We start from the raw sequence: 15980 nt of genomic DNA, 5'->3' as shown, positions 1-15980 counted from the left end.
GCGCCATCACGCCGCCGATCAGGAAGAACGCGAACGACGTGACGAGATACAGCGTTCCGATGGTCTTGTGGTCCGTGGTGGTCAGCCACTTGATGACCACGTTGCCGGGCTGCTTGCGCCGGACCGGAAGCTCGTCGGCATAACCGACTTCAGCTGCCGCGGCACCCTGGGGTTCGTTGAGGATGCTCACAGGTTGTTCGTCTCCCGGTTCTTCTCGTGGCTCGTCTGCGCGATGCCGGCGGGAACGTAACCGGTCTGCCCCTTCTTGACGAGGTCCTTGAGGTGCTGCTCGTACCGCTCGGGGGAGACGACCTTCACGTTGAACAGCATCCGCGAGTGGTCGACGCCGCACAGCTCGGCGCACTTGCCCAGGAAGGTGCCCTCCTTGTTGGGGGTCACCTGGAAGGAGTTGGTGTGGCCCGGGATGACGTCCATCTTCATCAGGAACGGCACCACCCAGAAGGAGTGGATGACGTCACGCGAGGTGAGGACGAAGCGGACGGTCTCCCCCTTGGGGAGCCACAGCGTCGGGCCCGGGTTGTTGGTCTGCGGGTTCCGCGTGCCAGGCGTACCGACGTCGTAGACACCGCCGGCGTTCGCCGGGAAGTCGTCCTTGAAGCGGTCCGGGATGGCGGCCAGGTTCGCGTCTGTCTTCGCGTCACCTGTGGAACCCTCGACGGGCTCGATGTAGTTGAAGCCCCAGCTCCACTGGAAGCCGACCACGTTGACCGTGACGTCCGGCTTCTTGTCGAGGCTGAGGATCTTCGTCTCGTCGCGCGCGGTGAAGTAGAAGAGCACCGAGACGATGACGAGCGGAACGACCGTGTACAGCGCCTCGATCGGCATGTTGTACCGGGTCTGCGGAGGCACTTCGATCTTGGTGCGGCTGCGCCGGTGGAAGATCGTGCTCCAGATGATCAGGCCCCACACCAACACGCCGGTGGCCAGCGCGGCGGCCCAGGACCCCTGCCACAGGGAGAGGATCCGCGGAGCCTCTTCCGTGGTCGGGGTGGGCATACCAAGGCGGGGGAAGTCCTTGTATGTGCAACCGGTGGCGGTCGCCAGGACCAGGCCCGCGGTCATTGCCTGCAGCAGCTTCCGCCGCATCGGGCGCCGCGGCGAGCGGTCGGAGCCGTTGGGACTCACGTAGCGCCTTCCCGAGAGTCTCGCCCGCGCGGTATGGCTGCGGCCTGGCCTTCTCGGTGGTCGGTCGCCGTCCTGCGTCGGGCAGGGGTTTGGATGTTTATGCGGACCAAACCCTAGCCGACGCCCTCCGGGGGTTCGCGGGGAGGGGTGCCTAGTCACTCGGTGGGTTCGCTGGATTGGCGGCTGCGGGTTGTTTGTGGCTGATCGCGCCCCGCGGCGGAGCCGCAAATGGACACAGCCTCGCGCCCCTGAGGGAGTTAGCGTGACCGCGTGTCCTACTTCGACGCTGCCTCCAGTGCTCCCCTCCATCCCGTCGCGCGTCAGGCGCTGTTGGCGTCTTTGGACGAAGGGTGGGCTGACCCGTCCCGGTTGTATCGGGAGGGGCGGCGAGCCCGGATGCTTCTGGACGCCGCCCGAGAAGCCGCTGCCGAAACCGTGGGCTGCCGGCCGGACGAACTGGTCTTCACCTCCTCCGGAACACGGGCCGTTCATACGGGAATTGCGGGGGCGTTGGCAGGGCGGCGACGCGTCGGGGGTCACCTGATCGTGTCAGCGGTCGAACATTCCTCCGTACTCCATTCGGCCGATGTGCATGAGGCCGACGGGGGGACGGTCGCGCGGATCGCCGTGGACCGCACGGGCGCGGTGACCGCGGAGGCCTACGAGCAAGCCCTCCGGCAGGACACCGCACTCGCCTGTCTCCAGTCGGCCAATCATGAGGTGGGGACCGTACAGCCAGTCGCCGGGGTGGCCGAGGTGTGCCGGGCGGCCGGGGTGCCGTTGCTGGTGGACGCGGCGCAGTCGCTCGGGTGGGGGCCGGTCGAGGGTGACTGGTCGTTGCTGGCGGCGAGTGCGCACAAGTGGGGCGGGCCGGCGGGGGTGGGGCTGCTCGTCGTACGGAAAGGGGTGCGGTTCGCGCCACAAGGGCCCGTGGACGAGCGGGAGTCGGGGCGGGCGGCCGGGTTCGAGAACCTGCCGGCGATCGTCGCGGCGGCGGCCTCGCTACGGGCGGTGCGCGCGGAGGCGGCCCAGGAGGCGGTACGGCTGCGGGAGTTGACGGACCGGATCCGGGCCCGGGTGCCGCGGCTGGTACCGGACGTGGAGGTGGTCGGGGATCCTGAACGGCGACTGCCCGGGATCGTCACCTTCTCCTGTCTCTATGTCGACGGAGAGACACTCCTCCACGAACTGGACCGAGCGGGCTTCTCCGTCTCCTCCGGCTCCTCCTGCACGAGCAGCACCCTGACGCCCAGCCATGTCCTCAAGGCGATGGGCGTGCTGAGTGAGGGCAATGTGAGGGTTTCGCTGCCGCTGGGGACGCCGGAGGCGGACGTCGAACGCTTCCTGGAGGTCCTGCCGGGGGCGGTGGCGGCAGTACGGGAGAAATTGGGCGCATCCCTGCCGACCACCATCACCACCGAGGACGCCCTCATCGTGGACGCCCTCGGCAAACGCTGCCCCATCCCCGTCATCGAACTGGCCAAGGTAATCGGCGAGGTCCCGGTGGGCGGCACGATCCGGGTCCTCTCCGACGACGAGGCGGCCCGCCTGGACATCCCGGCATGGTGCGAAATGCGGGATCAGGAGTACGTAGGCGAGGAGACGGCGGAAAAGGGTGCGGCCTACTTGGTACGCCGGTTGAGCTGATCGCCGCCAGGGGCGCGGGGAACTGCGCGACCAGCCCCCACACACCCGCACCCGGCAAACTCAGCCCAAATGCCCCTGAACCTCGGCCGCCGCATCATGCCCGTAAGCCTTCGTAAACCGGTCCATGAAGTGCCCCCGCCGCAGCTGATACTCCTGCGTACCCACCGTCTCAATCACAAGCGTCGCCAACATGCAGCCGACCTGCGCCGCCCGCTCCAGCGAAACCCCCCACGCCAACCCCGAGAGGAACCCCGCACGGAAAGCGTCGCCGACACCCGTCGGGTCAGCCTTCCGCTCTTCCTCCGCGCAACCAACCTCGATCGGGTCCTCACCCACCCGCTCGATACGAACACCACGCGAACCGAGCGTCGTCACCCGCGTCCCGACCTTCGCCAGGATCTCCGCGTCACTCCACCCCGTCTTCGACTCGATGAGCCCCTTCTCGTACTCGTTGGAGAAGAGGTACGTGGCGCCGTCCAGCAGGATCCGGATCTCGTCGCCGTTCATACGGGCGATCTGCTGGGAGAAGTCCGCCGCGAAGGGAATCGAACGGGACCGGCACTCCTCGGTGTGCCGGAGCATGCCCTCCGGGTCGTCCGCGCCGATCAGCACCAGGTCGAGACCGCCGACGCGGTCCGCGACGGCCTTGAGCTCGATGAGGCGGGCCTCGCTCATCGCGCCCGTGTAGAAGGAGCCGATCTGGTTGTGGTCGGAGTCGGTGGTGCACACGAAGCGCGCGGTGTGCAGGGTCTCGGAGATCCGCACCGAGTCGGTGTCGACACCGTGCCGCTCCAGCCAGCCGCGGTACTCGTCGAAGTCGAAGCCGGCCGCGCCGACCAGGATCGGCCGGGTGCCCAGCTGGCCCATGCCGAACGCGATGTTCGCGCCGACGCCGCCCCGGCGTACGTCGAGATTGTCGACCAGGAAGGAGAGCGAGACCGTGTGCAACTGGTCCGCGACGAGCTGGTCGGCGAAGCGGCCGGGGAAGGTCATGAGGTGGTCTGTGGCGATGGAGCCGGTGACTGCGATGCGCACGGCGGGGACTCTCCTGTGGGGAGACAGATTGACAGTTCACGCTACCGGGTCGTAGCCGGGCTCTGAAGCCGCCAAAACTACCCGATAGTAGATCTTTCTTCGCGGGCGGAAGCGTGCCTACGGTTCCGCTATGACGAACCTCAAGGTCCACGCGCCCGCTCCGGCCGATCTGGAAGGCGACCTCGCGTCGCTGCGCGGTGACTGCGCCAGGATGGCACCGCACTGGACGGCGCCCGTCCGGATCGCCGCGCTGCCGGTGTCGCCGTCGCTGATCCATGGGGTGACTGTGCCGTCGAGGTCGGCCCGACTGCTGGACGAGATGTCGGACTACGGCGACTGAAACCAGCTCGATCGTTCGGATCGGCGCATTGCAGGGAACCGCGCGCTCCCCCGACGCGTCCCATCGCCGTCCCCTTTAAAGGGGATGCGGGATACGACCCTCCCACCGGCCTCTTTGGCAGGGCCGGGTCAGGGTCAAGGGACAGTTGCGCAGCCGAAGGAGCGATGCGGTGAACACCGAGCGACCCGATGACGACACCCCTGCCTCCGGCGGTGAGGCGGGGGCTTCCGGCGCTGAGGCCGCCAAGGGCGCGGAAACCGAAGCCGCCGAAGACGCTGCGAAGGCTGCCGGTACCGAGGAAACGCCTGTCGAGGCTTCCGGTGCTGACGAAACAGGCGCCCGTGATGACGAGGACACCGAGTCCGAGGCTCCCGGCGCCGAAGCCGGCGACGCCAAGGCCGCTGAGACCCCGGCCGACGCGCCCGCCCCTGCCGAGGCGTCGGCCGACGTACACGCTCCCGCCTTCGACGAGGCGCCGGACGCGCCGGACGCCGATGAAGCCGACCCCGTCGGCGCCGAAGTCCCCGGCCCGCACGAATCCGCAGCCGAAGCCCCTCAGCCTCCGCCGAACCGACGGCGTCCCCGCGTTCTCGTCGCCTCCGTCGCCGCCGCGGTCCTGCTCATCGGTGGCGGTGGGGCGTATCTCGCCGCCACCGCCTCCGGAGGAGACGGTGGAGACTCGGGGGCCGGAGCCTCCGGAGGAGACGGTGGGACTCCCCCGCAGCTCGTGCTCGACGGCTACGCCGAGAGCGGTTCGAACGGGATCGCGCCCGGGGAGCCGAATCCCTACGGCGTGACCTACAAGGTCCACGGCAGCCTGCCCGACGGGCCGGACTCGGCGCCCGTGTACCGGGCGACGGGCGAGGTCACCAAGGACGAGGTGGCCCGGCTGGCGAAGGCGCTCGGAGTGGAGGGGGCGCCGGTGGTCCAGGGGCAGTCCTGGCAGGTCGGGCCCAACAAGGACGGCGGGGGGCCGAGCCTGGTGGTCGACAAGGCGGCGCCGGGCACCTGGACCTTCCACCGGTTCGCGGCCGGCACCGACAACTGCAAGAGCATGACGGTGTGCCCGCAGGATCCCGCGAACCCGGCCGGCGACACGGTGAGCGAGGCGGCGGCGAAGAAGGTGGCCGCGCCGATCCTGAAGGCGGTCGGCCAGGACGACGCGAAGGTGGACGCGAGCCAGGTCATGGGCGCCCAGCGGGTCGTGAACGCCGATCCGACGGTCGGCGGGCTGCCCACCTACGGCTGGACGACCGGCCTCACGGTGAGCGTGCAGGGTGAAGTGGTCGGCGGCACCGGCCGGTTGAAGGCGCCGGTGAAGGGCGACACGTATCCCGTGCTGAGCGCGGAGAAGACGCTGGCCTTGATGAACTCGGCGCCGACGACCGACCACCGCATGGGCATCGGCGGCTGCGCCAGTGCCGTACCGCTCAAGGACCGGCTCGAAGCGCCGTGCGGGTCGTCGACGGCTCAGCCCACGCGGGAGACGGTGACCGTCGGCGACGCGGTGTTCGGGCTGGCCGCGCGGTCCGTGGACGGGCGGCAGGCGCTGGTGCCGTCGTGGCTGTTCAAGGTGCGGTCGGCCGGGGCGGCGGACGGTTTCCGGGTGACGTATCCGGCGGTGGACCCGAAGTATCTGGCCTCGCCCTCGGCCACGCCGACCGGTGAGCCCAGCCCGACGACGTCCACTCCGGGCGACGAACCGACCTCGGCTCCGGAATCGCGGGACGTGAAGGTGGAGGGCTACTCGGCCGACGGGCGGGAGCTGACCGTGACCTTCTACGGCGGGGTGTGCGCCGACTACAAGGCGACGGCGAGCGAGAGCGGGGACGAGGTGACCGCGACGGTGACCGAGAAGCCCTGGAAGAACAAGGTCTGCATCATGATCGCCAAGGAGTACCAGCAGACGGTCCAGCTGGACGCGCCGCTCGGTGACCGCAAGGTCGTGGGGACGGACGGCAAGGGGATCCCGTTGGAGAAGGCGGGCGCGCGGCTGCCGCAGGCGTCCATGGCCCAGTAGGAGCGGAACGTCGTCCCGTTCGCTCACCGGATACGGCGAAGGCGGCGGCCCCGTCGGAGGGGGCCGCCGCCTTCGTCATGTCCTGGTGTCCCAGTCAGGCACCGCGGTCGCCGCGGGCCGGTGGGGTTTAGCTGAAGGAGTCGCCGCAGGCGCAGGAGCCCGTCGCGTTCGGGTTGTCGATCGTGAAGCCCTGCTTCTCGATCGTGTCCACGAAGTCGACGGAGGCGCCGCCCAGGTACGGGGCGCTCATGCGGTCGGTGACGACCTTGACGCCGCCGAAGTCCTTGACGACATCGCCGTCGAGGGAGCGCTCGTCGAAGAAGAGCTGGTAACGCAGGCCGGAGCAGCCGCCGGGCTGAACGGCGACACGCAGGGCCAGGTCGTCGCGGCCTTCCTGGTCGAGCAGGGCCTTGACCTTCGCCGCGGCGGCGTCGGACAGGATGATGCCGTCGGTGACGGTGCTGGTCTCGTCCGATACGGACATCTACATCTCTCCCGGGTTGTACGGAGACTGCTTGCCGACAATTGCAACCGGCAGGGCCGCGGATTCATTCCGGGCCTGGTGGCGTTCTTTTCGCCTGTTCCTCTTCTGTTCCACCAACCATGCTCGCACATGCCCGCAAGGTCCCTCACCGAGCGCGTACCGAGTGCGCACCGAGTGCCCGCCGGGATTGATGTCACATCGACGCTATGGGCATCGTCAAACTGACATGAAGCAGTTATGATAGATAACGTCAATTCGACGAGAAGGTCCGTCTTTTCAGGACAGCCCGCAGAACAGAAAGGGTGTGTGTCGTGACCACCGCCCAGACCCAGGAGCTCGACGTACAGCCGACGCCCCTCGCCCTGCTGCTGCTCGGCCGCGAGGCCGACCCGAAGAGCGAGCGGGGCGTCGAGTGTCCCGGTGACCTGCCCTCGCCGTCCGACCCCGACCTGGTCGAGCGGGCCCGCGCGGCCAAGGAGAAGCTCGGCGACAAGGTCTTCGTGCTCGGCCACCACTACCAGCGCGACGAGGTCATCCAGTTCGCCGACGTCACGGGTGACTCGTTCAAGCTGGCCCGGGACGCGGCCGCACGCCCGGAGGCGGAGTACATCGTGTTCTGCGGTGTGCACTTCATGGCGGAGTCCGCGGACATCCTGACGTCCGACGACCAGAAGGTCGTGCTCCCGGATCTGGCGGCCGGCTGCTCGATGGCCGACATGGCCACCGCCGAGCAGGTCGCCGAGTGCTGGGACGTGCTGACCGAGGCCGGCATCGCCGAGCAGGTCGTGCCCGTCTCGTACATGAACTCCTCCGCCGACATCAAGGCGTTCACCGGCAAGCACGGCGGCACGATCTGCACCTCGTCGAACGCCGAGCGGGCGCTTGAGTGGGCCTTCGAGCAGGGCGAGAAGGTGCTGTTCCTGCCGGACCAGCACCTCGGGCGCAACACGGCCGTCCGCGACCTGGGCCTGAGCCTGGAGGACTGCGTCCTCTACAACCCGCACAAGCCCAACGGGGGCCTCACCGTTGAGCAGTTGAGGGCCGCGAAGATGATCCTGTGGCGCGGCCACTGCTCGGTGCACGGCCGCTTCTCGCTGGAGTCGGTCGAGGACGTGCGCGCCCGCATACCCGGGGTCAACGTCCTGGTGCACCCCGAGTGCAAGCACGAGGTCGTCTCCGCGGCGGACTACGTCGGCTCGACGGAGTACATCATCAAGGCACTTGAGGCGGCTCCGGCCGGTTCCAAGTGGGCCATCGGTACGGAACTCAATCTCGTACGCCGGCTCGCGAACCGGTTCGCGCCCGAGGGCAAGGAGATCGTCTTCCTCGACAAGACGGTCTGCTTCTGCTCGACCATGAACCGCATCGACCTGCCCCACCTGGTCTGGACCCTGGAGTCGCTGGCCGAGGGCAAGCTGGTCAACCGGATCGAGGTCGACAAGGAGACCGAGGCGTTCGCGAAGCTGGCGCTGGAGCGGATGCTGGCGCTGCCGTAGGCCCGAGTCCGGCCCGGCTCACCCGACCCCGCTCACTCGGCCCGGCTCACCCCGTCACGGGCTTCCGTCCGGGGTGAGCCGGGTCGAGGCTGAAGACGGTGCCGTCCGGGGTGTTCACGATCAGCGCACCGCCGTACGGCAGTACCGCGGACTTGATCACGTCGCCGCTCGCGAGCTGCTCGGCGTGCGCGCCCGTCTCCCACAGCAGCGTGCCCTCGCGGGCGTCGAGGGCCGCGACCCGGCCACTGGTGCTGGCCAGATACAGGGTGCGGGTACGGGCGTCGTACGTCGGCTGGCCCGAGCCCTCGGCGCCGGTGCGGGTCTGCCACAGCTGCTTGCCGGTCAGCGGGGACACGGCGGTCACCAGGCCGTTGGCCCCGGTGATCCACAGCGTGCCGGCGGCCAGCGTCACCGCACCCTCGTACGTCTTCGCGAGTTTCGTCGTGGTGCCGGCGCCGGTCTCCGGGTCGACCAGCCAGATCTTGCCGAACGTCAGCTCCTCGGGGCGCGTCGGGCCCGTGGTGCCCACCGCGAAGGCCGGCTTGCCGTCGACGATGCCGAGCAGACCGGTCGTGTACGGGGTCTCCAGACGCCGGACCACCGAGCCGTCGGCCTGGTCGATCTCCAGGAGCTCGGCGGGCCGGCTCTCGTCCCCCGGGAAGCAGTGCGCGTACAGGCCCGAGCCGTACGTCAGGAACTGGCAGTAGTTGTCGGCGGGGAGCTCCAGGGTCCAGCGCTCGGCGCCGGTGCGCGGGGAGCGGGCCGTCACCAGCCGGCCCTCGGGGGTCAGGGCGAGGTCGTGGGACAGGCCCAGGTCGACGGTCTCGTCGTGCACCTCGCGGGACCACAGCCGCTTCCCGCTGTCCGTGTCGAGAGCGACGACGGTGACCGTCGAGTTCCCGGAGGTCCCGATGAACACGGCCTGCCGGACCAGCATCACGTCGTCCCGCACCCCGAGGAGCGTGAAGGAGTTCAGCTCCGCGCCGGGTTCGGTGGACGCGAGGGAGGCGCGCCAGACCGTCTTGCCGGTACGGCCGTCCAGCCGGACCGGAAGGATGTCGTTGCCCGCGCAGTAGACCGCGTTCTCGTACCTGCGGCAGGTGGCGTCGCTCGGGTCGCCGCTCTCCTCCCCCAGCGCCTCGGCCGCGCCTCGCGGTGCCGTCCGGAACACCGTCGACTGCCAGGTGCCGAAGCCGGTGGGCACCGCCGCCCACCGGGAGTCCGGGGAGCCGGCGGAGGCCGGCGCCGGAGGGCTGTCCGAGAATCCCGGGCCGAGCCACAGGTACCCGAGCAGGCCAAGGGCCGTCGCGCAGACCGTGCCGGCCACCAGCAACGGGCGGATACGGCGGCCCCGCCCGTCGGTACGGCGGCCGGGCCCGGGGGGCTTGGTCACCTCCCCCGGGTCGGCCCCTGAGGAGGTCTCCCCCGCGGCCCGCAACCGGTCCATGCGCAGCGTCAGCGTGACCGGGTCGCCGGGGTCCGACTCGGGCAGGGCCTCCGCGAACTCCCGTTCCAGCTCGTCGAGTTCGGGCCGCTCCTTGGCCTCCTTGGCCAGGCAGCGCTCCAGGACCGCGCGCAACGGCAGCGGCAGCCCGTCCAGTACGGGTTCGTTGTGGACCACCCGGTAGGCCGTCAGATAGGGGCTGTCGGCGTCGAAGGGACCGCGCCCGGTGACGGTGTACACCAGCAGCGCCCCGAGCGAGAAGACGTCCGAGGCGGGGCCCACCGTACGGGCGTCGGTGAACTGCTCCGGGGACATGAAGGGCGGGGTGCCGATCATCTGGCCGGTCTCGGTGAGGGTGTTGTGGTTCTCGACCGCGCGGGAGATGCCGAAGTCGATGACGCGGGGGCCGTCCTCGGACATCAGGACGTTGGCGGGCTTCAGGTCCCGGTGCACCACCCCGGCCCGGTGGATGTCCCGCAACGCCTCGACCAGCCCCAGGGCCAGCCGGCGCAGCTCGGTGCCCTTCAGCGCGCCGTGCTCGCGGATCCGCTGGGCGAGGGAGTTCCCGGGGACGTACTGGGTCGCCATCCAGGGCCGTACCGCCTCCGGGTCGGCGTCCACCACCGGTGCGGTGAAGGCGCCGCTCACCTTGCGGACGGCCTCGATCTCCTGGCGGAACCGGGCGCGGAAGACCGGGTCCTCGGCGTACTGGGCGTGCACGACCTTGACGGCGACGTCACGGCCCGAGCGGGACCGGCCCCAGTACACGACGCCCATGCCGCCGGCTCCGAAGCGGTCCACCAGTCGGTATCCGCCGACCGACTTCGGGTCATCCTTGTGCAGTGGCACCGCGGGGATCCCCTTCACCGTCAGGCAGTTCGAACCACAAGATACCCAACGGGGAAATACCGACGGCCGGGCCCGGGACCGTCCTGGTCCGGGGCCCGGCCGTCTCGGCCGTCACACTCCCGCGGGCTCCGGCTCCGATTCGTCCGAGGCCGATCGCGGGGCCGGCGGCTCGGACTTCCTCTCCTGCTTCGCCGCCCGCTTCTTCGTCCGCCGCTCCTTGCGGAGTTCGAGCATCGCGTAGAGCGTCGGGACGAGGAGCAGGGTGAGCAGGGTCGAGGTGATCAGGCCGCCGATGACGACCACGGCCAGCGGCTGGGCGATGAAGCCGCCCTCACCGGTAACGCCCAGGGCCATCGGGAGCAGGGCGAAGATCGTCGCCAGGGCCGTCATGAGGATCGGACGCAGCCGGTGCCGGCCGCCCTCGACCACGGCCTCGACGACGCCGTAACCCTGCTTGCGGTACTGGTTGATCAGGTCGATCAGCACGATCGCGTTGGTCACCACGATGCCGATCAGCATCAGCATGCCGATCATCGCGGGGACGCCCATCGGGGTGCCGGTGACGATCAGCAGGCCGATCGCGCCGGTCGCCGCGAACGGGATGGAGACCAGCAGGATCAGCGGCTGGGCGAGCGAGCGGAAGGTCGCGACCAGCAGCATGAAGACGATCGCGATCGCCGCCAGCATCGCCAGGCCCAGGTTCTTGAACGCGTCGTCCTGGTCCGAACTGACCCCGCCGATCTGCGCGGTGGCGCCGGCCGGCAGCTTGAGGGCGTCGATCTCGGTCTGCAGCTTGCCGCTCACCGCACCCGTGTTGTCGCCGGTCGGCCGCGCGGTGACGGTCGCCGCGCGCTGGCCGTCGATACGGGTCATCGAGACCGGTCCGTCGACCAGCTTCACCGTGGCGATGTCGCCCAGCTCGACCTGGCCGAGCTTGAGATTCCTCAACTGGGCCAGAGTCGCCGCCGGCTTGGCCGACTTGATGACGACGTCACGTTCGGTGTCGTCCAGGATCGCCTTGGCGGCCGTGGTGCCCTTGACCGCCTCGGTGACCGCGGCGCCGAGCGTCTGGTCGTTGTAACCGGCCGCCGCCGCCTTGGAGTTGGCCTTGACCGAGATGCGCGGCACGCTCTGCGAGAGGTCGCTGCTCACGTCGGTGACGTCGTCGAGGCCCGCCACCGCCTCGCGGACCTGCTCGGCCGCCGTACGCAGCACGTTCCCGTCGGCCGCCTTGACGACGACGCTCAGGTCCTGGCTGCCGAAGCCGTCACCGGCGGAGACGGTGGTGGTGCCGATGCCGGTCAGCTTCTTCAGGCCGGACTCGATGCCGTCCTGCACGTCGTCGTAGGAGGCCGAGTCGTCCAGCATCACCTGGTAGGAGGCCTGGTTGGTGTCCGTGCCACCGCCGAAGGCCGCCATGAAGCCGGACGAGCCGATGGTGACCTGGTAGTCCTTGACGCCCTTGGTGGCGCCGAGCAGCTGCTCGACCTTCTTGGCCTGCGCGTCGGTCGCCGCCAGGCTGGTGCCCGGCTTCAACTCCTGCTTGACGGTGAGGACTTCCTGCTCGCCCTGGTCGAAGAAGTTCGTCTTCAGCAGCGGCGCCATGCCGAACGTGCCGATCAGGATCACGGCCGCGAGCAGCACGCTGGTGAGGCGGCGACGGGTCGCGAAGCGCAGGACGGGGACGTAGATCCGCTGCAGGCGGCTCCTCGCCTCCTTCTCCTCGGCCAGCCGGCGGGCCTGTTCGGCGTCGTCCGGCGTGCCCTTGGGGGCGCGCAGGAACCAGTACGACAGGACCGGTACGACCGTCAGCGACACCAGCAGCGAGGCCAGCAGGGCCGCGGTCACCGTCAGGCTGAACGAGCCGAACAGCTCGCCCACCATACCGCCGACCAGGCCGATCGGCAGGAAGACGGCGACCGTGGTGAGGGTCGAGGAGGTGACCGCGCCGGCCACCTCGCGGACCGCCTTGAGGATGGCCTCCTCGCGCTCCTCGCCGTAGCCGAGGTGCCGTTTGATGTTCTCCAGGACCACGATCGAGTCGTCGACGACCCGGCCGATGGCGATGGTCAGCGCGCCCAGCGTCAGCATGTTGAGGGACAGGTCGCGCGTCCACAGGACGATCAGCGCGAGCACGACCGAGAGCGGGATGCTCACCGCGGTGACCAGGGTCGAGCGGATCGAGGCCAGGAACACCAGGATGACCAGGATCGCGAAGAGCAGGCCGAGCGCGCCCTCGGTGGTCAGGCCGCTGATGGACTTGGAGACCGCCGGGCCCTGGTCGCTGACGACGGTGATGCTCGCGCCGGAGCCGACGTCCTTGCGCAGGGCTGGCAGCTTGTCCTCAACCGCGTTCGAGATGGCGACCGCGCTGCCGTCGTGGTCCATCGTGACCGACACCGCGAGGCTCGGCTTGCCGTCGGTGCGGGTGATGGAGTCGGCGGTGGCCTGCTGCTGCTCGACGGTGGCCACGTCCCCGAGGCGCACCGGCTTGCCGCCGCCCTGCCCCGTGACCATCAGGTCCTGGATCTGCGTCAACGAGGTGAAACCGCCGCCCACTTGGACCGTGCGGTTGGCGCCGTCCTCGTCGAAGGAGCCGGCCGGGACGGTCGCGCCGCCCGCCTGCAGGGCCTGGCCGAGGGCGAGCGTGCTGAGCCCGGCCCGCGCCAGCTTCGCGTCGTCGGGCGTGACGGTGACCTGGAGGTCCCGCACCCCGTCGACCGTGACCTGGCCGACGCCGTCGATGCCCTTCAGGTCCGGTACGACGGTCCGGTCGAGCCGGTCGGCGAGGGCCTGCTGGTCCTGCTCGGAGGTGACGGCGAGGACGACGGTCGGGATGTCGTCCGTGGAGCCGGCGACGACCTGCGGGTCGACGTCGTCCGGGAGCTGGACGCGGGCCCGGTTGACGGCCTGCTGGACATCGGCGACGAGCTGCTTCGTGTCGTTGCCGTAGTCGAAGGAGGCCATGATCACGGCGTTGCCCTCGCTCGCCGTGGAGGTGACGCCGGTGATGCTGTCGACGGCTTCGAGGTTGTCCTCGATCGGCTCGACGACCTGCTTCTCGACGACGTCGGGTGCGGCGCCCTGGTAGGGGGCGATCACGGACACCATGGGCAGTTCGATGGAGGGCAGCAGTTGCTGCTTGAGCTGCGGTATCGCGATCGCTCCGAAGGCGAGCACGATGATGGACATCAGACCTATCAGGGCCCGTTGCGCGAGGCTGAATCGGGACAGCCAGGACATGGGTGAGAGCTCTCTCTTCCGGGAGGGGCCTTCTGCGAAGTGCCCTCTGGGACGGGCCTTCTGGGAGGGTCAGAGGGCAGAAGTCGACAGCGGACGCACAGGTGAGCGGCCGCCCTCTCACCCTGAGCCATCGGGGAGCCCCGATTCCTAGCCCCCAGGTCCCGTTCCTTATCCGGCGCATACTCCGGCCGCAGTACGGCCGGTGGAGTTCACTCCACCCTTGGACGTACCAGCCCCGACTCGTAGGCGATCACGACCAGTTGGGCCCGGTCGCGCGCGCCGAGCTTGGCCATGGCCCGGTTGACGTGGGTCTTCACCGTGAGCGGGCTGACCTCCAGACGCTCGGCGATCTCGTCGTTGGAGAGTCCGCCGGCGACCTGGACGAGCACCTCGCGCTCCCGCACGGTGAGCGCGTCGAGCCGTTCCGCGCGGGCCGGGTCGCGTCCGTCGTCGGCCGCGCCGCCCTGGGCGAGGAAGCGGGCGATCAGGCCCTTGGTGGCGGCCGGGGAGAGCAGTGCCTCGCCGCCGGCCGCGACCCGGATGGCGGAGAGGAGCTCGTCGGGTTCGCTGCCCTTGCCGAGGAAGCCGGAGGCGCCGGCGCGCAGGGACTGCACGACGTAGTCGTCGACCTCGAAGGTGGTCAGGATGACGACCCGGACGTGCGCGAGCGAGGGGTCGGCGCTGATCATGCGGGTGGCCGCGAGGCCGTCGGTGCCGGGCATCCGGATGTCCATCAGGACGACATCGGCCCGCTCCTGCTTGGCCAGCCGCACCGCCTCCGCGCCGTCGGACGCCTCCCCCACGACCTCCATGTCGGGCTCCGAGTCGACGAGCACCCGGAAGGCGCTGCGCAGCAGGGCCTGGTCGTCGGCGAGCAGGACGCGGATCGTCGTCATACGGGGTCCCCCGAGGCGCGTGAGCGGGTCTTGACCGGCAGGATCGCATGGACGCGGAAGCCGCCTCCGTAGCGGGGACCGGTGGTGAGGGTGCCGCGCAGGGCGGTGACGCGTTCGCGCATGCCGAGCAGTCCGTGGCCGCCGCCGTTCTCCGGGTCGTCGTCCTCCCCCGCGCCGTTGTCGAGGACGGTGATCTCGATGTTCGGTCCCACGCGTACGACGCTGACCTCGGCCTTCGCCTCCGTGCCGGCGTGTTTCTGCACGTTGGTGAGGGCCTCCTGGACCACGCGGTAGGCGGCCAGGCCGACGGCGGCGGGCAGGGTGGTGCCGTGGTCGGCGCGGGCGACCTCGACGTGCAGGCCCGCGCTGCGGAAGGTGCCGACGAGTTCGTCGAGGCGGTCCAGGCCCGGGGCCGGTTCGGTGGGGGCCTCGGGGTCGCCGGACTGGCGCAACAGGCCGACGGTGGCGCGCAGTTCGTTGAGCGCGGAGCGGCTGGCCTCGCGTACGTGGGCGAGGGCTTCCTTGGCCTGGTCGGGGCGCTTGTCCATGACGTGCGCGGCGACTCCGGCCTGCACGTTGACCAGGGCGATGTGGTGGGCGACGACGTCGTGCAGGTCGCGGGCGATACGGAGGCGTTCCTCGGCTACGCGGCGGCGGGCCTCCTCCTCGCGGGTGCGCTCCGCTCGCTCGGCGCGCTCCCGGATGGCCTGGACGACCGCGCGCCGGCTGCGGACGGCGTCCCCGGCGGTGGCGCCGATGCCGGTCCAGGCGAAGATCGCGAGGTTCTCCTGGGCGTACCAGGGCAGGGGTCCTGCCAGCATCGAGGCGCCGGTCAGGACGGTCATCGTCAGCAGGCCCAGGCGCACGGTGGTGGCGCGGTCGGTGGTGTACGCGACGGTGTAGAGGGCGATGACCGCGGCCATGGCGACGGGGGCGCGGGGGTCTCCGACGACGCACTCGATCAGGGAGACGGTGCCGGTGAGGGCGAGGACCGTCCTCGGGGCCCGGCGGCGGAAGATCAGGGCGGCGGCGCCGAGGACGATGAGGACGAGGGAGAGGACGTCGGGGGTGCGGATGCCCCAGTCGACGCCGTGCTTTCCGTGCGGGTCGACGAATGAGCCGGCCACCATGCAGACCAGGACCCCGGCCGCGAGGGCCGCGTCCAGTGCGAGGGGGTGCGCCTTGAGGTGGTGTCGGGCGCGGTCTTGGGTGCGGCTCACGTACCGAACAGTACGGCTTCCCTGCGGGGCTTTGAACGGGGGCTGCCTGTAGGTTTCCTGTCTGGTTTCGGGCGTTGGCGTGGCCGTTCCTGGGGGCTGCCGCCCCCAGTCGGATCGGCGTCGAACGAGGACGGTGTGTTGACCCAGTCCGCCGGGACGT

11 protein-coding genes and 1 pseudogene are annotated in these 15980 nt (G+C 70.0%); 4 read left to right on the top strand and 8 right to left on the bottom strand.

Annotated features, from left to right (window positions below; genetic code table 11):
* Together ACWDR3_RS43120 and ctaC are read right to left on the bottom strand one after the other, a co-directional pair.
* A pseudogene (locus ACWDR3_RS43120) lies at positions 1–190 on the bottom strand (cytochrome ubiquinol oxidase subunit I); the annotation flags it as partial.
* Complete coding sequence (gene ctaC, locus ACWDR3_RS43115; protein WP_450358110.1) at positions 187–1146, bottom strand: aa3-type cytochrome oxidase subunit II; 960 nt, start codon at positions 1144–1146, stop codon at positions 187–189. The gene ctaC and the pseudogene ACWDR3_RS43120, both read right to left, overlap by 4 nt.
* A 270-nt stretch (positions 1147–1416) precedes the next feature.
* Here ctaC and ACWDR3_RS43110 point away from each other — a divergent pair, with 270 nt between their 5' ends.
* A complete protein-coding gene (locus tag ACWDR3_RS43110; protein ID WP_450358109.1) occupies positions 1417–2793 on the top strand; it encodes an aminotransferase class V-fold PLP-dependent enzyme in 1377 nt (458 codons plus the stop codon).
* A 60-nt stretch (positions 2794–2853) separates the two neighbouring features.
* Here the strand turns inward: ACWDR3_RS43110 and ACWDR3_RS43105 are convergent, their stop codons facing one another.
* Positions 2854–3828, bottom strand: a complete 975-nt coding sequence (locus ACWDR3_RS43105) for a carbohydrate kinase family protein (RefSeq protein WP_124004203.1) — start codon at positions 3826–3828, stop codon at positions 2854–2856.
* A 130-nt stretch (positions 3829–3958) separates the two neighbouring features.
* On the opposite strand from ACWDR3_RS43105, the gene ACWDR3_RS43100 reads away from it, so the two are divergent.
* Positions 3959–4168, top strand: coding sequence for a hypothetical protein (locus tag ACWDR3_RS43100; protein ID WP_124004202.1), 210 nt, complete (start codon positions 3959–3961; stop codon positions 4166–4168).
* Between the two features lie 169 nt (positions 4169–4337).
* Positions 4338–6188, top strand: coding sequence for a hypothetical protein (locus tag ACWDR3_RS43095; protein WP_450358107.1), 1851 nt, complete (start codon positions 4338–4340; stop codon positions 6186–6188).
* Between the two features lie 127 nt (positions 6189–6315).
* Here ACWDR3_RS43095 and ACWDR3_RS43090 read toward each other — a convergent pair whose 3' ends face one another.
* Entirely contained in the window at positions 6316–6672 is a 357-nt protein-coding gene (locus ACWDR3_RS43090) for an iron-sulfur cluster assembly accessory protein (RefSeq protein ID WP_124004201.1), read from the bottom strand.
* Between the two features lie 311 nt (positions 6673–6983).
* On the opposite strand from ACWDR3_RS43090, the gene nadA reads away from it, so the two are divergent.
* The gene (gene nadA / locus ACWDR3_RS43085) at positions 6984–8168 is read left to right on the top strand and encodes a quinolinate synthase NadA (RefSeq protein WP_450358105.1); all 1185 of its coding nucleotides are present in this window, start codon (positions 6984–6986) and stop codon (positions 8166–8168) included.
* A gap of 46 nt (positions 8169–8214) precedes the next feature.
* On the opposite strand, the gene ACWDR3_RS43080 is transcribed toward nadA, so the two are convergent.
* The 4 genes from ACWDR3_RS43080 to ACWDR3_RS43065 all read right to left on the bottom strand — a co-directional run bounded on the left by ACWDR3_RS43080 (position 8215) and on the right by ACWDR3_RS43065 (position 15820).
* On the bottom strand, positions 8215–10461 hold the full coding sequence (locus tag ACWDR3_RS43080) for a protein kinase domain-containing protein (RefSeq protein WP_450358103.1): 2247 nt from the start codon (positions 10459–10461) through the stop codon (positions 8215–8217).
* A 111-nt stretch (positions 10462–10572) separates the two neighbouring features.
* On the bottom strand, positions 10573–13704 hold the full coding sequence (locus ACWDR3_RS43075) for an efflux RND transporter permease subunit (protein WP_450358102.1): 3132 nt from the start codon (positions 13702–13704) through the stop codon (positions 10573–10575).
* Positions 13705–13913: 209 nt separating this feature from the next.
* Complete coding sequence (locus ACWDR3_RS43070) at positions 13914–14600, bottom strand: response regulator (RefSeq protein ID WP_401729072.1); 687 nt, start codon at positions 14598–14600, stop codon at positions 13914–13916.
* Positions 14597–15820, bottom strand: a complete 1224-nt coding sequence (locus ACWDR3_RS43065; protein WP_450358101.1) for a sensor histidine kinase — start codon at positions 15818–15820, stop codon at positions 14597–14599. Before ACWDR3_RS43065 ends, ACWDR3_RS43070 begins: the two co-directional genes overlap by 4 nt.
* Between the last annotated feature and the right edge of the window lie 160 nt (positions 15821–15980).

This window comes from Streptomyces sp. NPDC001002, assembly GCF_053599215.1.
The sequence above is the reverse complement of the archived record's forward strand: the minus strand, read 5'-3'. Positions and strand labels throughout refer to the sequence as shown.